Annotated in this window: 21 protein-coding genes and 3 tRNA genes; 12 read left to right on the forward strand and 12 right to left on the reverse strand. The window is 56.1% G+C overall.

Features of this window, described 5'->3' with window-relative positions; all coding sequences use genetic code 11:
* Positions 1–33: 33 nt before the first annotated feature.
* The 3 genes from purQ to purC are packed head-to-tail and all read right to left on the reverse strand — an operon-like array spanning position 34 to position 1,719.
* Positions 34–702, reverse strand: coding sequence for a phosphoribosylformylglycinamidine synthase subunit PurQ (purQ, locus tag Q1A34_RS02970; RefSeq protein WP_300030538.1), 669 nt, complete (start codon positions 700–702; stop codon positions 34–36).
* Complete coding sequence (gene purS / locus Q1A34_RS02975) at positions 702–932, reverse strand: phosphoribosylformylglycinamidine synthase subunit PurS (RefSeq protein WP_300030541.1); 231 nt, start codon at positions 930–932, stop codon at positions 702–704. Before purS ends, purQ begins: the two co-directional genes overlap by 1 nt.
* 25 nt (positions 933–957) lie before the next feature.
* Complete coding sequence (gene purC / locus Q1A34_RS02980; RefSeq protein WP_300030544.1) at positions 958–1,719, reverse strand: phosphoribosylaminoimidazolesuccinocarboxamide synthase; 762 nt, start codon at positions 1,717–1,719, stop codon at positions 958–960.
* 156 nt (positions 1,720–1,875) lie between these two features.
* Between purC and Q1A34_RS02985 the strand changes: the two genes are divergently transcribed.
* From Q1A34_RS02985 to Q1A34_RS03000, 4 genes are all read left to right on the forward strand, one after another.
* Complete coding sequence (locus tag Q1A34_RS02985) at positions 1,876–2,190, forward strand: DUF1476 domain-containing protein (protein ID WP_300030547.1); 315 nt, start codon at positions 1,876–1,878, stop codon at positions 2,188–2,190.
* 144 nt (positions 2,191–2,334) lie between these two features.
* Positions 2,335–3,357, forward strand: coding sequence for a betaine--homocysteine S-methyltransferase (gene bmt / locus Q1A34_RS02990; RefSeq protein ID WP_300030550.1), 1,023 nt, complete (start codon positions 2,335–2,337; stop codon positions 3,355–3,357).
* A gap of 217 nt (positions 3,358–3,574) precedes the next feature.
* Positions 3,575–4,276, forward strand: a complete 702-nt coding sequence (locus Q1A34_RS02995; RefSeq protein WP_300030553.1) for a B12-binding domain-containing protein — start codon at positions 3,575–3,577, stop codon at positions 4,274–4,276.
* Positions 4,277–4,349: 73 nt separating this feature from the next.
* Complete coding sequence (locus tag Q1A34_RS03000) at positions 4,350–4,988, forward strand: DUF1638 domain-containing protein (RefSeq protein ID WP_300030556.1); 639 nt, start codon at positions 4,350–4,352, stop codon at positions 4,986–4,988.
* On the opposite strand, the gene Q1A34_RS03005 is transcribed toward Q1A34_RS03000, so the two are convergent.
* Positions 4,985–5,395 (reverse strand): SufE family protein, encoded by a 411-nt coding sequence (locus tag Q1A34_RS03005; RefSeq protein ID WP_300030559.1) that lies wholly within the window; start codon positions 5,393–5,395, stop codon positions 4,985–4,987. The genes Q1A34_RS03000 and Q1A34_RS03005 overlap by 4 nt on opposite strands.
* 112 nt (positions 5,396–5,507) lie before the next feature.
* Between Q1A34_RS03005 and Q1A34_RS03010 the strand changes: the two genes are divergently transcribed.
* A complete protein-coding gene (locus Q1A34_RS03010; RefSeq protein ID WP_300030562.1) occupies positions 5,508–6,032 on the forward strand; it encodes a hypothetical protein in 525 nt (174 codons plus the stop codon).
* A gap of 2 nt (positions 6,033–6,034) precedes the next feature.
* Here the strand turns inward: Q1A34_RS03010 and rnd are convergent, their stop codons facing one another.
* The 3 genes from rnd to purM all read right to left on the reverse strand — a co-directional run bounded on the left by rnd (position 6,035) and on the right by purM (position 8,921).
* A complete protein-coding gene (gene rnd / locus Q1A34_RS03015; protein ID WP_300030565.1) occupies positions 6,035–7,195 on the reverse strand; it encodes a ribonuclease D in 1,161 nt (386 codons plus the stop codon).
* Positions 7,196–7,281: 86 nt separating this feature from the next.
* Complete coding sequence (gene purN, locus Q1A34_RS03020) at positions 7,282–7,878, reverse strand: phosphoribosylglycinamide formyltransferase (protein ID WP_300030568.1); 597 nt, start codon at positions 7,876–7,878, stop codon at positions 7,282–7,284.
* A complete protein-coding gene (gene purM, locus Q1A34_RS03025; protein WP_300030571.1) occupies positions 7,875–8,921 on the reverse strand; it encodes a phosphoribosylformylglycinamidine cyclo-ligase in 1,047 nt (348 codons plus the stop codon). Before purM ends, purN begins: the two co-directional genes overlap by 4 nt.
* 128 nt (positions 8,922–9,049) lie before the next feature.
* Between purM and Q1A34_RS03030 the strand changes: the two genes are divergently transcribed.
* A tRNA-Ile gene (locus Q1A34_RS03030) sits at positions 9,050–9,126 on the forward strand.
* Between the two features lie 30 nt (positions 9,127–9,156).
* Here the strand turns inward: Q1A34_RS03030 and Q1A34_RS03035 are convergent.
* On the reverse strand, positions 9,157–10,482 hold the full coding sequence (locus Q1A34_RS03035; RefSeq protein WP_300030574.1) for an ATP-binding protein: 1,326 nt from the start codon (positions 10,480–10,482) through the stop codon (positions 9,157–9,159).
* A 47-nt stretch (positions 10,483–10,529) separates the two neighbouring features.
* On the opposite strand from Q1A34_RS03035, the gene Q1A34_RS03040 reads away from it, so the two are divergent.
* The 5 genes from Q1A34_RS03040 to Q1A34_RS03060 all read left to right on the forward strand — a co-directional run bounded on the left by Q1A34_RS03040 (position 10,530) and on the right by Q1A34_RS03060 (position 17,230).
* Positions 10,530–11,444: an MBL fold metallo-hydrolase gene (locus Q1A34_RS03040; RefSeq protein WP_300030577.1), complete on the forward strand. Its 915-nt coding sequence runs from the start codon at positions 10,530–10,532 to the stop codon at positions 11,442–11,444.
* 78 nt (positions 11,445–11,522) lie between these two features.
* Positions 11,523–11,597 (forward strand) — tRNA-Asn (locus Q1A34_RS03045).
* Positions 11,598–11,942: 345 nt separating this feature from the next.
* A complete protein-coding gene (locus tag Q1A34_RS03050) occupies positions 11,943–12,551 on the forward strand; it encodes a thermonuclease family protein (protein ID WP_300030580.1) in 609 nt (202 codons plus the stop codon).
* A 182-nt stretch (positions 12,552–12,733) separates the two neighbouring features.
* Positions 12,734–13,222, forward strand: coding sequence for a hypothetical protein (locus Q1A34_RS03055; RefSeq protein WP_300030584.1), 489 nt, complete (start codon positions 12,734–12,736; stop codon positions 13,220–13,222).
* A gap of 111 nt (positions 13,223–13,333) precedes the next feature.
* Positions 13,334–17,230 (forward strand): hypothetical protein, encoded by a 3,897-nt coding sequence (locus Q1A34_RS03060; protein WP_300030586.1) that lies wholly within the window; start codon positions 13,334–13,336, stop codon positions 17,228–17,230.
* 176 nt (positions 17,231–17,406) lie between these two features.
* Here the strand turns inward: Q1A34_RS03060 and Q1A34_RS03065 are convergent, their stop codons facing one another.
* From Q1A34_RS03065 to Q1A34_RS03080, 4 genes are all read right to left on the reverse strand, one after another.
* Entirely contained in the window at positions 17,407–18,615 is a 1,209-nt protein-coding gene (locus Q1A34_RS03065; RefSeq protein ID WP_300030588.1) for a hypothetical protein, read from the reverse strand.
* Between the two features lie 148 nt (positions 18,616–18,763).
* Complete coding sequence (locus Q1A34_RS03070) at positions 18,764–18,985, reverse strand: hypothetical protein (RefSeq protein ID WP_300030591.1); 222 nt, start codon at positions 18,983–18,985, stop codon at positions 18,764–18,766.
* A 123-nt stretch (positions 18,986–19,108) separates the two neighbouring features.
* The gene (locus Q1A34_RS03075) at positions 19,109–19,345 is read right to left on the reverse strand and encodes a helix-turn-helix domain-containing protein (protein ID WP_300030594.1); all 237 of its coding nucleotides are present in this window, start codon (positions 19,343–19,345) and stop codon (positions 19,109–19,111) included.
* 292 nt (positions 19,346–19,637) lie between these two features.
* Positions 19,638–20,834, reverse strand: coding sequence for a site-specific integrase (locus tag Q1A34_RS03080; protein ID WP_300030598.1), 1,197 nt, complete (start codon positions 20,832–20,834; stop codon positions 19,638–19,640).
* 168 nt (positions 20,835–21,002) lie between these two features.
* On the opposite strand from Q1A34_RS03080, the gene Q1A34_RS03085 reads away from it, so the two are divergent.
* Positions 21,003–21,071: transfer RNA gene (locus tag Q1A34_RS03085), tRNA-OTHER, on the forward strand.
* Positions 21,072–21,377 lie beyond the last annotated feature (306 nt).

Here is a 21,377-nt window from a genome sequence, read left to right on the forward strand (position 1 = left end):
TCAGCCTATGCCAAAGCGCGCGGCGGTCTCAAGTCACGCTGTGCTGAGCACGCCACTCAATGCGCGAAAGAGCGCCTGCCCGTCGGTCCCGCCATGGCCGGCATCCGCGGCCCGCTCCGGGTGTGGCATCATGCCGAGGACACGCCGGTTTCCCGACAGAATGCCCGCGATGTCACCACGTGAGCCGTTGGGGTTGTCGGTGTAGCTGAAAGCCACCCGGTCCTCACCGCGCAGCATCGCAACGGTATCGTCATCAGCAAAGTAGTTACCATCGTGATGGGCGATCGGAATGTTGATCACATCGCCCGCGTTATACCCTTCGGTATAAGGCGAAGAGGATGTCTCAACCTTCAGGCCCACCGTTTTACAGATGTATTTGAGGCCTGCGTTCCGCAGCAATGCACCCGGCAGCAGTCCGGTCTCGGTCAGCACCTGAAAACCGTTGCAGATCCCGATCACATAGCCACCCTTTTCTGCATGGGCAGCCACCGACCTGCAGATCGGAGAATTTGCGGCAATCGCACCGCAGCGCAGGTAGTCACCAAAGGAAAATCCGCCAGGCACGCCAATGATGTCGACGTCAGAGGGCAGCGCCGTGTCCTTGTGCCAGACCATCGACACCTTTGCGCCCGCCGCTTTAAATGCGACGGCCAGATCGCGGTCACAGTTGGATCCGGGAAAGACAACGACCGCCGCATGCATCAGGACATCTCCACCGTAAAGGATTCGATCACCGTATTCGCCAGCAGCTTTTCACACATGGCTGTGACGTCGCCTTTGGTGGTACCATCGGCCAGATCCAGTTCAATCACCTTGCCCTGGCGTACCCCGTTCACACCGTCAAACCCAAGGGCGCCGAGCGCATGCCGGACGGCTTCTCCCTGCGGATCCAGAACACCATTCTTGAGCATCACATGCACCCTGGCTTTCATCGTCGGGTCTTCCTTTGCTTTTTGGTCAGTTGATCAGCGTAGGTTTGCTGACCGGTGTGGCTTTGCGTGGCATAACGCCGAGGCGCTGTGCAACTTCGGTATAGGCATCCGTCAGACTGCCCAGATCCCGGCGGAACACGTCCTTGTCCAGCTTCTGGCCGGTTTCGATGTCCCACAGACGGCAGCTGTCCGGACTGATCTCGTCCGCGACGATCAGGCGCTGAAAGTCACCGTCGTACACACGTCCGACCTCAATTTTGAAATCGACCAGACGAATGCCCACGGCCATCATGACGCCGGACAGAAAATCGTTTACGCGCAGCGCCAGGCTGAGGATGTCATCCATGTCCTGCTGGCTTGCCCAGCCAAAGGCGGCAATATGCTCTTCTGTCACCAGCGGATCGCCGAGGCTGTCATCTTTGTAGCAGTATTCGACAATCGGGCGCGGCAGTTGCGTGCCCTCTTCGAGCCCGAGGCGTTTTGACATAGTGCCGGCGGCATAGTTGCGTACGATGATTTCCAGCGGAACAATCTCGGCGCTGCGCACCAGCTGCTCGCGCATGTTCAGACGTTTGATAAAGTGGTTGGGCACGCCGATCTGCGCAAGGCCCGTCATAAAGAACTCGGACAGGCGGTTGTTCAGCACGCCTTTGCCCTCGATCACGGCCTTCTTTTCGGCATTGAACGCTGTCGCATCATCCTTGAAATACTGAACAATCGTTCCCGGCTCCGGGCCTTCATACAGGATCTTTGCTTTGCCTTCGTAGATTTTCTTGCGCCGGGCCATGGGCGTCCTTTCCGCAAAAGGGGGAGTTTGTCCCGCCCCTGTTGTGCTCCTCTTAGTGCAAGGCTGATCACGCTGCAAGACAGGGCCACTTGCGCCAGGCCTTTCAACACCGCATATCTGTAGCAAGCGATAAATAACAGAACGAGGAGACCTTCCATGAGCACTTTTGATGACCGTGAAAATGCCTTTGAAAACAAATACGCCCACGATGCGGAGATGCAGTTCAAGGCCGAGGCGCGGCGTAACAAGCTGCTCGGGCTCTGGGCGGCCGGACTTCTGGGCAAATCGGGCGATGAAGCGGATGCCTACGCCAAAGAGGTGATAAAATCCGATTTCGAGGAAGCAGGCGACGAAGACGTTTACCGCAAAGTGTCCGGTGATCTGGGGTCGCATGCCGATGAACAAACCATCCGCAGCAAGATGGCCGAACTGATGGCAGAGGCAAAAGCGCAGATCATGAACGAGGTCTGACCCGCGCCGTCAGATACCCGGCAGCCCGCCCCGTTCGGGCTGCCGCAAACTGCCATCAATTTCATAACAAAAGTGAATATTATGAGTTTGCCTGAAGAAGGCAATTCTGACAGGTGAAGGCTCGGTTGTACGAAAGGCCCGGGCATGACGAATTCACTGGACGCGCTGCTGCAGGAAAAAGGCACACTGCTTGCCGATGGGGCGACGGGCACGAACCTGTTCAATATGGGCCTGATGTCGGGCGACGCGCCCGAGCTGTGGAACACCCAGCATCCTGACCGTATCAGAACACTTTACAAAGGTGCTGTAGATGCTGGCAGTGACCTGTTCCTCACCAATTCTTTCGGGGCCAATGCCTCCCGCCTCAAACTGCATGACGCCGCAAAGCGGGCGCATGAGCTGAGCAGGGTTGCCGCCGAAATCGGACGGGATGTTGCCGACACGGCTGGCCGGACGGTCATCGTTGCCGGATCGGTTGGACCCACAGGTGAGATCATGGAGCCGGTTGGCGCACTGAGCCATTCCGTGGCAGTGGAAATGTTTCATGAAACCGCGGATGGACTGAAAGCAGGTGGTGCGGATGTTGGCTGGCTGGAAACCATCAGCGCGCCTGAGGAATACCGCGCGGCGGCCGAAGGCTTTGCACTGGCGGGCCTGCCCTGGTGCGGCACCATGAGTTTCGACACCGCAGGGCGCACCATGATGGGCGTCACAAGCGCGGATATGGTCCGCATGATTTCAGAGCTGGGAGACAACGCCCCGCTTGCCTATGGCGCAAACTGCGGCACCGGCGCGTCGGACCTTTTGCGCACTGTTCTGGGGTTTGCCGCCCAGGGGGCTGAACAACCGATCATCGCCAAAGGCAACGCTGGTATTCCAAAATACGTCGACGGGCATATCCACTATGATGGCACGCCCGAGCTAATGGCTGACTATGCTGTTATGGCGCGGGCCTGCGGCGCCCGGATTGTCGGCGGATGCTGCGGCACAATGCCAGAACACCTCGCCCTGATGCGCGAGGCGCTGGACACGCGCGTGATGACATCGCCGCCCTCGCTGGAGGAAATCGCAGACCGGCTGGGTGCATTTTCATCGGCCACGGACGGGACCGGCGACAATGAACAACCGCAGCGCCGCACATCCAGACGCCGCCGTGCCGCACGCTGAGCGCGAACTGCCGCGCCGGATTGCGACCAATGGGCGTCAGCATCACAGCTGGAAGACCTGAAAACACACGCAGCGCCCTGATATGGCCGCAGTTTTCGGGTTGAAAGGTCGCGCCTGGATGGGGTCGTGTCGCTATTGTGACAGTTGGACGCACCCGTTCTGGCACAAAAGACACAAGGAGCAATCACGCGCTGCGTGACGTCAGAGAGGAACATTCATGTCGGACGAAGAAGACGATATCATCCTGGCAGAACTGGACGACGAAGAACTTGTCCAGCAGATGTTTGATGACCTTTACGACGGTCTCAAAGAAGAAATCGAAGAAGCGGTCAACATCCTGCTCGAACGCGGATGGGCCCCTTATGACATCCTGACCAAGGCGCTCGTCGGCGGCATGACAATCGTCGGGCACGATTTCCGCGATGGCATTCTGTTTGTGCCCGAAGTGCTGCTGGCTGCGAATGCCATGAAGGGCGGGATGTTCATTCTCAAGCCCCTGCTTGCAGAAACCGGCGCACCGCGCGTAGGCAAAATGGTTATCGGCACCGTCAAAGGTGACATTCACGACATCGGCAAAAACCTCGTCGGCATGATGATGGAGGGCGCAGGCTTTGAAGTGGTGGATCTCGGCATCAACAACGCGGTCGAGAAATACATGGAAGCGCTGGAAACAGAAGCGCCGGATATTCTGGGTATGTCCGCCCTGCTGACCACGACCATGCCCTATATGAAAGTCGTTATCGACACGATGGTCGAACAGGGCGTGCGCGATGACTATATCGTTCTGGTCGGCGGCGCGCCGCTGAACGAGGAGTTTGGCAAGGCTATCGGCGCAGATGCCTATTGCCGGGACGCGGCGGTCGCCGTGGAAACCGCCAAGGAATGGGTCGGACGCAAGCATAATCAGAAATCCGCCTGATCGCAGACGGAGCTTTGTGAAAGGCCTGTTCCGGCATCCCCGGGACAGGCCTTTGTTGTAAGAGAACGGACCAATGAGCGATCTGAGTGACAGCATCCTGACCGAAAGCGGCATGCCACTGGAGCGGAGCACGGGGCGCGTTCTGCTGATAGCCTGCGGGGCGCTTGCCCGCGAAATCCTGGATCTGAAGAAGGCAAACCGCTGGGACCATCTTGACCTGACCTGCCTGCCCGCAAAACTGCATCTCTATCCCGACCAGATCACCCGTGAGGTCCGCACGGCTGTTGACAGGCATCGCGACAGCTATGCGCAGATTTTTGTGGTCTATGCAGACTGTGGCACAGGCGGGCTTTTGCAGGCGGCCTGTGACGAGATGGGTGTAGATATGATCGCAGGTCCCCACTGTTACAGTTTTTTTGAAGGCAACAGCGTTTTCGCCGAACGGGCAGCGGATGAGTTTACCGCGTTCTATCTGACAGATTTTCTGGTGCGGCAGTTTGATGCTTTTGTAATCCGGCCTATGGGTCTCGACCGGCATCCGGAACTGCGGGACATGTATTTCGGCAACTATGAAAAGCTGGTCTATCAGGCGCAGACCGATGACCCGGCCCTGACAGCCAAAGCGCGGGAATGTGCAGAACGGCTTGGCCTCGACTTTGAGCGGCGCTTTACCGGATACGGTGATCTGCGTTCAGCACTGGAGCGGCTTTAGGCGGCTGCCGCGGCTGTTTCGCGGATACGTTCAATCATCGCGCGCAGACCGTTGGAGCGCTGCGCGGACAGGTGATCGTTCAGACCGAGACGCCCCATCTCTGCCCGGGCGTCAACACCAGCCACATCCGCAAGGCTCAGCCCGTTATAGAGCCGCCGCAGCACAGCAATGAGTCCGTTGACGATCATGGCGTCACTCTCGCCCTCAAACGTGAGGGTGCCGCCGGCCGTGGTCACATGCAGCCAGACCTGGCTTGCGCAGCCATCCACCTTTGTCGCGGGCACCTTGAGCGCGTCCTCGAGAGGGGTCATCGCCTTGCCTTCCTCGATCACCAGGCGGTAGCGGTCCTCCCACTCGTCCAGAAACTCGAAATCCTCAACCAGTTCTTCAAATGCAGCCTGTGCCATGCGTGCTCCTTAGGGGTCGGCCTAGGAGTTAAGTTGCGCGGGCGCAAAGGTCCAGACCCCTCCTTGGCGCTTTTCAAGCCCGGTCGGACAGGCTACACCATGCAAAAGTTAAATGACGGCAGGCTCCATGCGCATCACAGTTTCCGCCCTTCTGGTTTCGACACTTGTTCTCACGGGATGTGGAACCAATCTGAACCCGCTCAACTGGTTCGGCGGTGGCACGTCCGAGCCCCGCGCGCCGGTTGCCGAAAACGACAATCCGCTGATCCCGGAACGCACAGGGCTCTTTTCGAGCCGCCGGGACCGCCTGGCTGTTTATAATGGCACAGCGGTTGAAACAGTAACCGACCTGACCGTCGAGCGTGTACCCGGCGGGGCCATCATCCGGGCAACCGGGGTTGCTGCGGTTCAGGGCATTTACGACGTGCGACTGACACCTGCTAATGAGGATGAGGTGCCAGAGGACGGTATTCTGACGTACCGTCTGGAGGCCCTGCGCAGCGCGGACGGCGCGCGGGCAGGCACGCCTGCATCGCGTGAGGTGACCGCCGCCCGCAAAGTCACCGACCGGCAGCTTGCAGGTGTGAGCAGAATACGTGTGGAAGGCGTTACAAACGCTCAGGTTTCACGCCGCTGACATTAATCCAGCGACACGATCCGTACATCCGAGCCATCCGCAGCGAGCGCAATTTTACCCTCGCACAGGCGCAGCGCATCTGCGCCAAAGACTTCGTGCCGCCAGCCCGACAGGGCGGGCACGTCCCGCAGGCCTGCGGCGATCGCGTCCAGATCGGACGCCGGAGCAATCAGCTTGGCCGCAACGCCCGCACTTTCGGTTTTGGCTTTCAGCAATACGCGCAACAGATCCGCCAGTGCGGGATTGACCTGCAGCTTGTCCCTTGACCGGTCGGGTTTGGGCATCTGGTCGGGTTCGCAGGCGACACCCGCGGCCACAGCCTTCAGAATACCTTCGGCAATATCCCCGCGGCGCGCTTCGCGCAGCAGCAGACGCGCACGGCCCAGTTCTTCGCCGTTTTTCGGTTTGTTGGATGCCAGTTCGACCAGCGCATCATCCTTGAAGACCCGGTTGCGCGGAATGTTCCGGCTTTGCGCATGTTCTTCGCGAAAGGCCGCAAGCTCACGCACGACTGACAAAAATTTTGGAGAATTCGTACGGGTTTTTACCCGGCGCCAGGCCTCACGCGGTTCCACCACATAGGTGCCCGGTGTCGTCAGCACTGTCAGTTCTTCGCGGACCCAGCGGCTGCGACCAGTCTCTTCGAGCTTTTCAGCAAGAAATTCATAGATTTCCCGCAGATGCGTCACATCCGCCAGTGCATAGGTTTTTTGCGCATCTGTCAGGGGCCGGCGTGACCAGTCCGTAAAACGCGAAGTTTTATCGAGCGGTTTTTTGGCGATCCTGCGCACCAGTGTCTCATAGCCTACCTGCTCACCGAAACCGCAGACCATCGCCGCGACCTGGGTATCAAACAATGGCTCGGGGAACACTTCTGCATCGACGTAAAAGATCTCCAGATCCTGGCGGGCAGCATGAAAGACTTTGACGACAGAGGTATCCCGGAACAGATCATAGAGCGGCTCCAGCGACAGCCCTTCTGCCAGCGGATCCACCAGAACGGCGTTGCTGTCATCTTTCCCGGGCATGGCAAGCTGAACAAGACACAGTTTGGAATAGTAAGTCCGTTCACGCAGAAATTCAGTGTCTACAGTGACATAGTCGTGTTCTGCGGCCTGTGTGCAGAATTCTGCGAGGTCCTGGGTTGTGGTGATCGTCTTCATACCGGCAATTCTTTTTTGTTGTCGCGGCCCCACGTCCCGGCACTGTTACACGACTGCTTCGGGAATGACCAGAACCGCATTCCGGCTCATGCCGTCAGGTGAACAGGCGTTCTGTCACCAGCACAAAACCGCCGCAGCACCATCGGGTACAGCCGGTGCTCCTGGACCAGAACACGGTCTGCCAGAGTGTCCGGAGTATCGCCCTCCAGAACCGGCACTTTGGCCTGCCCAAGGATCGGGCCATCATCCAGCGCCGCCGTCACTTCATGCACGGTGCAGCCATGCTGACTGTCGCCTGCCGCGAGCGCACGGGCATGGGTGTTCAGACCTTTGTACTTCGGGAGCAATGAGGGATGGATGTTGAGCATGCGGCCCTGCCACTGGTCCGTAAATCCACCCGTCAGCTTGCGCATGAAACCGGCCAGACAGATCAGATCGGGCGCATAGGGCGCAAGGGCAGCGGATACCGCGCTTTCAAAAGCCGCCCTGTCACCGCTGAATGGCTGGTGCCGGATAATTTCCGTGGCAACGCCGCGCGCCTGAGCCTTGTCCAGACCGGCAGCGGTCGGCTCGTTGGACAGCACGACGCAGGGCCGTCCCGGGTGATCGCCGGTCATACTGTCGAGCAGCTGCACCATGTTTGAGCCGCTGCCCGAGATAAAGACAGCGACGCGTCTGCTCACAGCAGCGATCCTGTATACGCAACACCGGGCTTGTCCGTAACTGTCCCGATCCGCGTGACCGTCTCACCGGCCTCTTCAAGAAGTGCCTTCAGATCCTCCGCCCGGTTTGCATCCACCGACAGGATCATGCCCATGCCGCAGTTAAAGGTTTTCAACAGCTCTGTTTCCTGCATGCCGCCCATCTTCGCCATCCAGGCAAAGACACCCGGCAGCGACCAGCTGTTCAGATCAATCTCGGCGCCCAAGGTGTCCGGCAGGACACGGGGCAGGTTTTCGGTCAGACCGCCACCGGTGATATGCGCCAGTGCATGCACGCCCCCTGCCCGCACTGCGGCCAGTGCCGGCTGCACATAGAGACGCGTCGGCGTCAGCAGAACCTCACCCAGCGACCCGCCGGCCCAGGGGCATGCATCCCCCCAGCCGAGACCAGACATCTCTACCAGGCGGCGGACCAGACTGTATCCGTTCGAATGCACCCCGTCAGAGGCCAGCCCGAGCAGAACATCTCCGCTTTGGACACCGGCAGGCAGATCCGCACCGCGTTCCATGGCCCCGACCGAAAAGCCCGCCAGATCAAAGTCACCCGGTGGATACATGCCAGGCATTTCCGCCGTTTCCCCGCCGATCAGTGCGCAGCCCGCACGGGCGCAGCCTTCTGCGATGCCCTCAATGATCCGCGCGGCCTTGTCCGTATCCAGCGCACCGGTCGCAAAATAGTCGAGAAAGAAGAGCGGCTCGGCCCCCTGACACACCAGGTCATTCACACACATGGCCACCAGATCAATACCGACGCCATCTACATACCCTGTATCAATGGCGATCCGCAGCTTGGTACCGACACCGTCTGTCGCGGCAACGAGGATCGGATCTGTAAACCCTGCATCCTTAAGATCAAAGAGCGCGCCAAAGCCACCAAGACCCGCCATGACCCCACTGCGCGATGTGCGTTTGGCAGCGGGTTTGATACGGTCCACGAGCGCGTTTCCGGCATCAATATCGACGCCGGCATCGGCATAGGTCATTCCGTTTTTCGGCGCTGTCATGATCTGTCTCCTGGCCCCGGCATCCACTGTGCGCGGGTTAGAGCATTCAGTCGCTGACTGCAACGCCTGCAAGGGCCGATCGGCCTCTTGACGAGACCGGCGCGCAGCCTTAGGCACAGGATTGTGGCGGGCCTGTAGCTCAATTGGTTAGAGCAGAGCGCTCATAACGCTTTGGTTGCGGGTTCAAGTCCTGCCGGGCCTACCATATCCCCCGCTTCCCCGACGGTCGCTGTGCTCAGCGCGCGATCACAATATCCGCCTGCAGCCCTCCAAGACGCTCGGATGATCCGAGCCGCAGAACGCCACCATGTGCGCGTGCAATATCAGTGGCAATCGCAAGCCCCAGACCGACACTGCCGCCCTTGTCCTGGTTACGCGCCGGGTCCAGCCTGGTAAAGGGCCGGGTCGCTTCTTCGCGCCTGTCCGCAGGGATGCCTGGCCCGTCATCCTCGACCCTTATGCGCAGTGCTTTCTCGCTCAGCATCACAGAGACCTCGGCGTGCGCGCCGTAGCGCACCGCATTCGAGATCAGATTGTCCAGTGCGCGGCGCATCGTAAGCGCATTGAGCTTGACCGTTCCGGTCCCGTCGCCGTCTGCCTCGGCGATTGTCACATCGCGCCCCGCACGCCGGGCTTCCTGAACGACTTCCTCAACAAGTTCATGCGGATCAACGGGTTCAGGCTCTCCCTCGCCCGATCCCTTGACGAAGTTCAGGAATGCATCCAGCATGCGCTGCATATCATCCACATCGTGTTCAAATGTCTCTCTGTCTTCATCGTCCAGCATGGACAGGCTGAGACGCATCCGCGTGAGCGGCGTGCGCAGGTCATGGCTGACACCGGACAACATCAGTGTGCGCTGCTCGATCTGACGTTCGATACGCGATCGCATATCCAGAAAAGCGTTGCCAGCCGATCTGACCTCAATAGCACCGGTGGGCGTGTAGGGTTCGTGACGGCCACGGCCAAAGGCTTCTGCTGCACGCGCCAGCCGCTTGATAGGCCGCAACTGATTGCGCAGGTACAAAATGGCGATGAACGTAATAAGACCGCCAAAAAACAGCATGTTCACAAACAGCTGATGAGGATTGGAGGCCGAAATCCGGCGCCGGTCAAAACTGAGCATCACTGGTCCGTGGCGGCTGTCTGCGTAAACATGCACCCGGCGGTCGTCTGTCAGATTTATGGACCGGACCGTTTTCAGGTCAGCAGGCAAACGCGCCACAATCACCCGGCCGGAAAAGTCATACCAGCTGCGCATGTGGTCAGCAGGCACATCACTTTCATCGACCGGCACGGCCGTGATCGCCAGCACCCCGGCCTGCGTCACCACCTCCCCCGCGACAGAGCCCCTGTCCGGCGCGTCGCCGACGATGTTGAGGATCAGACGCAATTCGCGCGAGACGGTATCGGTCATCTGCTCCGTGACATCCTCAAAGTGACGCGTCAGAAACAGGACGGTCACGACAAGCTGCAGGAATACAACCGGCAGCAACAGAATGAGGATTGCCCGGGCATAAAGGCTGCGCGGCATATATTGTTTGAGCCAGGCAAAAGACATACACCAGACCCTAGCCGCGCACCTGCCCTTTAGAAAGAGCCAAACCAATGCACCTGCCAGAGGATTTTGAACCGGTCTATGGCCAGCCCGAGACCCTGGCGCCCGGCCTGCGCAGAGTTGTCGCCCCAAACCCATCGCCAATGACCTGGCGGGGTACAAACAGCTATATTCTTGGTGCCAGAGGTCTTGCGGTTATTGATCCGGGGCCGTTGAATGATGACCATCTGGCGGCTCTTCTGGCAACACCTGAACCCGGCCAGCATATCAGCCACATCATCGTAACCCACGCGCACCTCGACCATTCGCCGCTGGCGCCGGTTCTGAGCCGGGAGACAGGTGCACAGGTGCTGGCTTTTGGGCCCGCACATGCCGGTCGCTCGGCCATTATGAACCAGCTTGCGGCCAGCGGACTTGCTGGTGGTGGTGAAGGTATTGACGAGGCATTCAACCCGGACATCACGGTCCGTCACGGCGACAGGATAGATGGCGATGGATGGCAGCTGAACGTGTTGCACACGCCCGGTCACATCGGAAACCATATCTGTCTCGGCTGGCGTGACACCTGCTTTACCGGAGACCACGTTATGGGATGGGCCAGCTCTTTGGTGTCACCGCCCGACGGCGATCTGACCGATTTCATGCAAAGCTGCCGGCTTTTGCAGGAAAACACGTGGCGGGCATTCTATCCTGGCCACGGCGCGGCAATCACAGCCCCCACTGAACGGCTTTCCTGGCTGATCAGACACCGCGAGAAACGCGAAAACGCGATTCTGGCCGCGCTTGGCGATCACCCCAAAACGGCCAGCACGCTGGCGCACGAGATCTATACCGATGCTCCTGCGGTGCTGCTGCCCGCAGCAACCCGTAATGTACTGGCCCATCTTATTGACCTGTATGGGAAATCCCTTGTTCAACCTCAGGGTATTCTGGCAGCAGATACCACCTTTTGTATCGTGCGCTGAGGGGCATCGCAAAATTGGGATTTTTCGGCAAATCCCTCTGGACGTGCGAATCCAGCGCTGCTATATCGCCCAGACCGTTCCGGCGTAGCTCAGCGGTAGAGCAGTTGACTGTTAATCAATTGGTCGTAGGTTCGATCCCTACCGCCGGAGCCAATTTATCATTATTTTTCCATATGTTACGTATGATTGCGGTTTCTGCAATCATGCGTTCCTAAGTTACGGAAGCACTACGGAAGCAGCGCGACACGTATCTTTGAGTGGTGTCTTTGCAACACTCGTTTCTTCAACAGTCAGATGACGCGCCCGCCATCACAGAGAGAAATCGTCTCTGGTGCACCTTTTGCCTATCAAAACCAACTTCGCTGGCATAGTCGCAGATGCTCGTCGCGACTCCTGCACATCTGTTCGTTTACCAATCGCCACACTACCTATGGTTGTTGATGCGCAGATGTGTTTTGTTCCGTCCAGTAGAACAGGCAACTATCGAAGGACGCTAAATTGGAAGCAGCAATAGCAGCGCTGTGCATAATCGGTTTCCTGGTCTTCGCTTTCGTATTGGGCAGAAAACAAGACGACACACAGCAAAGATCGAAACCGGCGACTGAAGAACCGCTTCCACCAACCCGAACACCCGGACTGCGAAGCAAACAAAGGCCAGTGTTTGACTCCACCACCGCCTCATCAACCACCAAGGCACAGGTTTTGACCGGTCCGGCATATGTCGTGGACGGCGACACTATCAAAATCAGAAAAACACAGATTCGGCTGTTTGGTGTAGATGCACCAGAATTGAACCACCCTTACGGACAAAAGGCGAAGTGGGCGATGGTGAAACTTTGCAAAGGCCATAACGTCCGAGCGGAAATCACCGAAAAAGATGACTATGGCCGTACGGTCGCAAGGTGTTTCCTGCCGGATGGCCGGGATTTGTCCGCAGAGTTGGTAAAGCAAGGTCTCGCTATCGACTGGCCGAAGTATTCGGGTGGAGTTTACCGGAACTTTGAAACAATAGACGCACGGAAAAAACTTTGGCTTGCCGACGCTCGCCAAAAGGGGCGAATGGACGTTTGGGAAGAGTATGAAGACAAATGTAGAAAACGAACCTGACGGCGCCTAGCAGCCATTGGGGGCGGTGTTCCGATTTTACGTCGCGGCCTAGCAAAGCGGCCATTCATAAGAATAATGACTTCCGCGTTGGGGTAAGGTCGGCCCCAACGGTTGAACTGCCGCCATCCAACGACCACATGTTGTGGGTGCTCGTTGATGCTGGACGATATAGGGGAAGGCCGATGATTGAATACGCTCAGTACTTGTTGCTGACAAATCCGCTGGAGTTCTACACAGCCATCGTCGCGACGCTTGGTGTCGCATTCTGGATGCTCGATCGCAGATCAATGAAGGCGGCACTCAAAGCAACAAAAGGGGCCGAGATCAACGCATTGCGATTGGAAAGGCAAAAGACTGAAGCAAGCGTTGAACAGAGCTTCGCCACGCTTCAACTAAGGTGCCAAGCCTCTCGAGACGCCTGGCGCGACCACGAATGGCGAAATGGGCCAAAACTTCGTTCACCCTTACGCTCCTCCGAAGAGCAAAAAGAGATACAGCAGCTTGAGCTGGCCGCGAGGGCATATCTGGAGCAGTTCAAAGCATCGGCACCAGACCCCGGTAGCTGCGATATCGAGAAACTGGCAGCTTACTTCTCGGAAGCCAATCGCACATCGTTGGAGTTCGCTAGGCTTGCTTCACAACTGCCTGAACCTAAAAACCGTTTTCACTGACCCGCTAGGAACCGACAACCAAGTACTAATGAGTATGCTGCGTGCGTAGCCTCAAGGTCGACCTTTGCGGAAAACGAAAATGCGTGTGTGTCAACTCCCTGCGAGGGTATTGTGTCTAAAGACGATGATGATCTGTTAAAACTGATCTCTGATTTTATAAAGGGAAAAGCAGGCCCGCCTGATGCAACAATGGCGAGCTTAAATCTTGGCGAGAAGGTCAATCTGGAGGATTTCGCACCTTCTCCCCTCAGCAAAACATTTGGGGATTTCTCAAAAGAATACAAAACAGTCTGTAGGGCACTGAAAAAATTCGGTCGTGTGAATTGTTTGCGCATTATTGGCGCTATGATGACTATCCCTGAATTGCAGGCTAACCACTATCGTTTGGAAGTCCTGATCCACTTAGTGTTCCTTCATGCAGAAGGAAAATCTCGGCCTACGCCAGCGAATGTAACAGCTTGGTTTAACGCACTCGACAAGGGGACGTGCGGAAGGCAAGAAGACGCGACCGAAGATGTATTTGTTGCCCCTGTCACATTTGAAGGGCGGCAATATAGACTTTTTGAGGGAAGTGCTGAAGGCAATCGCTTCCACACTCAAATGTTCTTGACGATCTTACAGGACATGCCGAATGGCGGACCTTACACCATGATGAAAAATGGTGTTCGCTCGATCCTCGTACTATCCGAGCTGATTGCAGAGCGATTTGGTGTCCCGCCTTACTATGTAGGGGCTACAACACCAAAATCGGGGATCGGCAAACCCTCACCAGAGACGTGGCGAGAGTTACGCCGAAGGGTCGTCTTCTCGCAGAACGAGCTTGAAGACCATACGATTGGTCTGTCAACGCTTGAGCCCTTCTTTATTCAGAAAGATCACGCGAAAGGTCTCCTAGACCATATGCCTGGTCATAGCCCTTTGGATTGGCATCCTCTTATCCTGCATAAGGATGAACTGGTCGTCTTCCATCCGACGATGATCGGCACGGCGATCCGTCATATGATGATAACGCTATGTCAAAGGATGGACATGGAAAGAGAGCTGCACGAAGCGCTTGCCAATGCGTACGTGCAACTTTTTGCCAATAAAGGCTTACTCAAGAAAAATCCGCCGCCACTTCAGATGCAGTATTGTGGCCCGTTCCATGCCGCACAACTCGTGCAGGAGCTGGATAAAGGGCGATACTTACACCTCTTGTTCTTTGTTGATGGCTTTGAGGGCTTCGCAGAAGAAACATTTATCGGCACGAACTCAGTAGACCCGATTTCGGATTATGTGGGGAAATCAATCGAAGAAGCGCATAAGAAATGCGTTGAGGCGTCGGACTTCCGCGAGGGCCTGACACTTGTTATTCCATGCGGCTGGGGTCGATATGTCGGATTTAGACCACCTGAACTCCCTCAAAGTTGGCGCGTTGATTTGATGCCCCCTCATGATGCGCTTGCTTTTCATGACATGCCTAAATTCAAGACTACTGACTTATTCAAGATATTGGATGCTCAAGAGGCCGTGTCAGAACAGAATATCGTCCTGATCAATGCAAACGGCATTTTTAATTTGTGGGCGTGGATGATGAATAACGATGGACACATCGTCCAACATGAGAAGTTGGAGCATGATTTTGCTACTGCGGACCATCCCGGAATGATGCATATTCCAACAAATAGCTTGTTGGATGCTCGCATTGAATCCTATCTCGCGTCTGACATTCGGACCTTGGAGCGTCCAGATGGTACATTTGCAGAAGCGCAACGCGCACATGCAACGCCAAGATACGGTACGCGATCTCTATCGCCATTTTACGTTGATGTTACTGGCTACCACGACGGTGAATATCGAAATGTCTATCTTGGTGAAAAAGGGCAATACTGGATAAGCGTGAGCAGCAAGGATGGCTTGGACCGACATAGCGCCTACCAGCTTCTTTCTCTGACTATGCACTGGGCCGAGAAAGTTTTTCGCATGATTGATGCACAAAATGAGACCCCGCAGGGTGTTCAGATGTCTCACCATGTTGCCTTTGGTGACGATGAGATCGCGATTGATGGGACTGCACCAAGACCAACCGATGAAGAAATTACTTCCCTGATCGAGCGACGCTCTGGCACTCAGTCCGAGAGTGTGGACGTTGTCATCGATGTCAAGGAGGGCTTCATGTCGGCAGGTCGTCGTGCGGACAATTTCGGAGAGCGACAACTTGTTGGGGCGCTGATCAGCGCCTGTGCTGAGGTGCAAGGGCGCGAGCTAGACCGAGATGAACTTGAAACGCTGATTTGGTCAGTAGTGAAGTCAGAGAAAGCGCGGCACTTGCACGCGTTCTCTGAGCCAGATTTGCGCGACTATGTTCGTGATCATTTGCCGTCACCTTTGGTCGTTGAACAGCTAGACGATGCCTTCACACGGATCGGACTAGGATGGTCGTGTCGCGACCGCTCGGACGGTCACAAAATTGAAGGCAAAGGCCCGTGTGCCGCTTATCTCACTCAGTTGCTCGATGTGCTTGCTGCGCGGTTCAAGGAACAGGTGGCAACCTTTGATCGCGAAGCTTTACTTGAGCGCGCGTTGCTCAATCACGAGTCTTGTTCGCACGAAAGTGACGTATGGAAGCGCACCTATGGTGCGGTTGAGGCACTGAGCGATACGGACGATTTTGCAGTTCAAGATGCCTCCGAAGAAATCGGACGCCTATTTGCTGGAAGCATGGCATCGAGGATCATTGCTGAGGCTGCCATATGCGAAGCGCCATTAGACAAAGGCTTCGAACCTGGTGATATGGACATCAATAGACTCCTTGCTGATGCCTCACAGATGCATCACCTGGGCGGGTACCGCGCAGCTATGCTTGCGGGCATTATGCCGCCAGAGATCGTGATCTCACCTGCTGGTGAAGTCATGATGGATCACGGGTTCAGTGACGCTGTGATAAGACCGTTTGGTCAGCATTTTACCGCACACTCCCTCGCAGGAGAGAAGAAAAAATACGCCTCTCGCTACGAGTCCAAGGAAGCAAGCCAAACACCGCCCGATCTTTCCGAGAAAGAACAGAAAGATAAGGATGCCTTTGAGACGGCTTGGCTTGATGAGTTCGGCTTCAGCGCCGAAGATTTTCTCAGATTTATCGGCGGTTTTTGGATGATCTTGCAGACCGATGGCAAGCCGATCATCAAAGAGCCACGCTCAGCTCTTGTTAAACGGATCGGGAAGGACATCGAACTTGACGATGAAATAGTCGGTAAGTGTCTCAATAGCTTTACGCTTCAACCGCGCCCATCATGGACTGACGTGCCAGACGGTTATCCTGACCACGCGTGGCATCCGTGGCGATTTCAAAGACAACTGTCGTTGGTGACGAAACCCATTATTCAGTTGAATGATGAAGAAGACCCAACGCTGATGATCGCTCCCGCCATGTGCGTTCTGCACTTGGAACGGTTCTATGCGAATACGCTTGAAGGCGTATTCTCGCATGACATGTTCAGAGCGAACGGGAAGCTTTACAAGCTGATGGACGCGATTAATGGTGAGGTGGGCGAAGAGTTCAATAGCATTGTAGCGAAGAAGTTTGAAGAGATTGGCTGGGAAGCCAAGCCCAATCAATCGGATGGTCAAATCTTCAACAGGCCGAAATCACAGAAATTTGGCGATGTTGATGTGCTAGCGTGGAACAAAGCGAGCAAACGCCTTCTGATCATCGAATGCAAAGATTTGTCGTTTGATAAGACAATCGGCGAAGTCGCAAATCGATTGTCGAAGTATCAAGGCGGTATCAAGAGCAACGGCAAACCAGATGACCTCAAGAAGCACTTGAACAGATGCGAAGAGATTGAGGCGAATCTCGATAAGGTTGGCGAGTATGTTGGCATGGAGATTGAGACGGTGGAGCGTATCTTGTTGCTCAGCCAACCTACGCCTTTGATTTTTGCGGAATTGGCCGATAAGCACTCCGTGGAAGTCATCACATTTACGGGTATTGAAACGAGCTATGAAGAGCCTTCAAAGGGTGAGTGATCGGGCACAATGCCCTGGATGTGTTCCGCCGGTTGTTTGTTCGCCGCTCAATGTCTGCTCCTAACGTTTACGTCCTAATCGTTGGATCTGCAGCGAATGGCCGCTCTCCGCCCCTATCAAAGGAGCCTTGCGTTACAAATAAAACATGGCACTCGTAAGGCTAGCTAAGGTGCCATCTATGTATCGTATCGCATCGGGCTATTCTGCGCTTTGACGAACACATAACGTTCTGACGCCTCGTTCAACTGTCGTGCTGTACGGGCCGGGTCTGCTTTGGTACTGTATTGCATCTTTTCCGCGAGGCCGGTGATGAAATCGGACAGCGCGGTCAATGGCTGACCCTCCAGCGCTGCCAAAGTGATGCACGAGCCCAGAACGTTGCGGTAGATAAGGGCGATATGATCTTCGCGCACCACTTCCTTCAATGGCTCTGGGTCTGTGCCTTCGGACATCTCTTCCAGATCGCTGTTCATCTCCGTCCGCGCCAGCGCCCAGATGGGATGCGCAGGCCAGCGGGCGCGGTTGGTGTCCCTGTCCGAAGGTGCGCAGTACCTGACCACCTCAAACGCCTCGCTGATCACGTCGCCAAACCGGGCGTAAAAGTCAGACCATGTCCGAATGTGCCATCGGTCTTTCAGCAGGTTCTTTCCCGCCCGCACCTCCACCCGCCAGACGCGGTTTGGGCCAATGTTTCTTCGTAACGTACCGTAACGTAGGAGATCGACCGTCGCCGGGTCTGCGTCCGCGTTTCTTCGTAACGTATCGTACCATATGTCCCACCAGTACGGTTTCGCTCTGGCCATGATCTCGGTGGTTTTATCGTATACGATGATTTGCCGGTTCGCGGGGCCACCCACGGTCACCGACGTCACGCGCGACGATCTGCCATTCACCGCTATGTCATCGGCGGTCAGGTGGTCGCGGCGACGACAAGATGAATGCATGACGAAATGATCCGGGTTGAGGCGGAACCCCTGCGCCAGAATATCGACGCAAACATCTGCACGCGCGATGCTGACGTCTTCTTCGCGGTATCGGATGCCCCATGATGCCAGAACAGCGTCAAGGTGCTCACGCACCGCTCCTAGCCCCTCTGTGGCCAGAAAGAACGAGCCCACACTGACACGAATACCCCATGGGTCTTTGGCATTTGGGGTCTTTATACTCCAGTTTGCGCCAGAGTTCCCGCCGCTCAGAAGAAAGCTGTATCCCGCCCCGCCATGGGGTTTCAGAAGGAAGGTGAAGCCCCCATAGTCGAACTGGACATCGCGCCGTTCCTCTTCGGCACGCGCCTTGTCGGCCTTGAGAGCTTCCAGCAGGGTGTCAGTGATATGTGCTTTGACAGAGAGTGCAATCGTATCGAAACCCCGATGCAACACGGTCATATCGGGTTGCGCGGGTGGAGATGTATTTCCAGAGGGGGGTGCTACAATCACCCCCCTCAACTCAGCGGGCAGCGCTTTTGACACCTGACGGAAGCCTCCGGCGGAGCAGCTTCTGTTTTGGGGCCGGGCCGGTTGTTTTGGCGTGTTATTAGCGGTCTGCATTGGCTTGCCTCGCGATCCAGATTTCCGCGCGCTCGGCGCATTTGGCGAGGTTGAGCAGGTCCGACTGCGCGAAACTGGTGGTGTTCTGCCACTGGCCTTCAGCGTTTTTATAGGCGCGGGACAGATCGACGGAATGGAAACCGTCATTGTCCCAGATCGTTGCCGTGATCAGACCTAGTCTGAGCTTATGAGCGGGAGTTTTGGTCATGGAGTTACCTTTCTGCAGACAAAGAAAGGGCGCGCGTCCGCGTTTGGACACGCGCCCGGTTTGAAGACCTTCCGGCCCCAAAATCCCGCGTGGCGCTGCTAACCCCGACGCGGGCAAAAGTGGTTATTTAGAAGTGTGCTTGCGTCTGCGCTCTTCCGCCCATGCGTTCAACTCGCGGCGGCGGTATCGTACAGAACGCCCCGATTTGAAAAATTCAGGTCCCTCGCCAGTGACACGCCATTTCTGCAAGGTCCGCACGCTTTGGCACAAGAAATCTGCGGCGGCGGTCTCGTCGATAAAGCCGTCGAGATATGCGCGGTCATTTGGATCAAGCATTTCGGGTTGGTTTTTTTGCAACATCGCATATTCCTTAACCTATCGATGCGGGAAAGCGCCCGACAATCATAAGTAGAAGTTAGCCGCCGCAAAACAGCGATATCAAGAAAAACATTCTGAAGACTTCAAAAATAAATTAATTATACCAATCTCTTATGTACATTTTTGATAAGCTTTGTGGACAACGCGAGATTGTAAAGTTCAATCTACGTTGAATATTTTCGACAACCACGTCCACAAAGCGAGTCGATAAAGGTTTGTAACGAACACCTTGCGGTTTTCATCATTGCAGGCTGCACCAGAGAATAGTTAGGCGCTAAACAACCCGTAACCGCTTTTTCAAAGCTGTTTCATTGATTCCATGGTTGCGCATCGCCCCAGCCAAACGGCTGGCGACCGATCCCGCCGCACGCTGAACCGCGTCATCCGCAAAATGCGAATACCGCAGTGTGGTCTGCAGGTTCTTGTGACCCATGATCTCTTTCAGCAAAAACGGATCAATGCCGCTCATCACCGCAACGGATGCATAGGTATGGCGCAGATCGTGCATCCGCACATCCTCCAGCCCTGCCCGCTTTCGGATGCGCAGCCAAGGCTTTTGCAAGTTGATTAAAGGACCGTATTCGCTTTCACCAAGGATCACATAGGGGTTTCCCGGCTTGCGCGGTAACGCCATGACGATGTTGTAAGCTTCCCTTGGCAGTGGAATGCGCCGCCTACCCGTCTTGCTGTCGGGTAATTCAAGATGGTGCGGCGTGATGTATTCCCATTTGAGAGTACGTATTTCTCCCATGCGGCAACCCGTCAGCATCAGCAGGTAGATTGCAGAGACAGCGTGGGGTGTTTCATCGCCGCTTTCCAAAGCGTCGGCCAAAACCTTGCCAAGTCGTGCTTGTTCCGCTTCGCTCAGATAGCGCTTCTTTTCTTCTTCTCGGAATTTCTTGATCCGGCGGGCTGGGTTGGAACTATCAGTTTTCAGTCCCCAGTCCTCCGCCAGATTGAACATCTTTGACAGGATGCTGACCGCGCGGTTCGCGGTGTATGGGCGATCCCGCAGATCGTAGTGAAATTTCACCACTTCAGCCCGTGTCACATCGACGATTTTACGACTGCCAAGTTTTGGTTTGATGCAAGTGCGGACCATAATCTTGTACCCCTTGCGGGTGGAAGGCTTGCAATGCTGTTCGGCATATTCGGTCAGGAAGCGGTCACATAATGCGCCAATCGTTTCGCCGCTCAGGTGGCGCTGGCGCTCTTCTGACGGGTTCCCGCCTCGCGCAACGTCACCAAGCAGCTTGCGGGCTTCAACACGCGCCTGATCGGCGGTCAGCGCCCCGTGCTGCCCGATGGAACGGCGACGCGTTCTGCCCCCGGCCCTGTACTGCACCAGATAGGACTTCCGGCCTGAGGCAAAGACCCGGACGCCAAAGCCGGACAAATCGCCATCCCAGACCAGATAGTCTTTGGCACGGACTTCCAAGGCTTCTACAGCACGTTTTGTCAGTTTGGACATATCAAGAACACCTCACTGGTTTTGTCAGCAGATTTCCCGAAAACGGAAGCATTACGGAAGCACTGCGCATCAAATTACAGGGTTAGAGGTGGTACAGGGGCGCATCTAAAGTCAAGAATAACATATACGATTCAATGATTTACCGTAAGCTGGCGAAAAATGGCGAAACCCGGCGAAACGCCACTGGGCAGGCTGTTAATCAATTGGTCGTAGGTTCGATCCCTACCGCCGGAGCCAAAGAATTCAAGGGCTTAGCGCAGGCGCGTTAAGCCCTTTGTTTTTGAAAGCTGAGCCTAAACCCACTTTGGTGGAATACTGTTCCAAGTCTGCGTCGGAACAAAGATAAACCGGCCCGGACTGCTTTGCAGAGACTGTATGGCCTTGCCGGCCGATTGTGGCGCCATTCCACTCATCCAATACCCGAGATGGGCTTGCCTCTTCACAGGCTCTTGTACCCCCCAATTGCCGACCCCGGCGCAGCACGTTTTCCTGGGTCGGGGCGCTCCCATGTCCAAAGTCTGCAATTCCACTTCAGAGATCAGC

This window comes from uncultured Roseobacter sp., from assembly GCF_947491795.1.
In the GTDB taxonomy this organism is placed as follows: domain Bacteria; phylum Pseudomonadota; class Alphaproteobacteria; order Rhodobacterales; family Rhodobacteraceae; genus Roseobacter.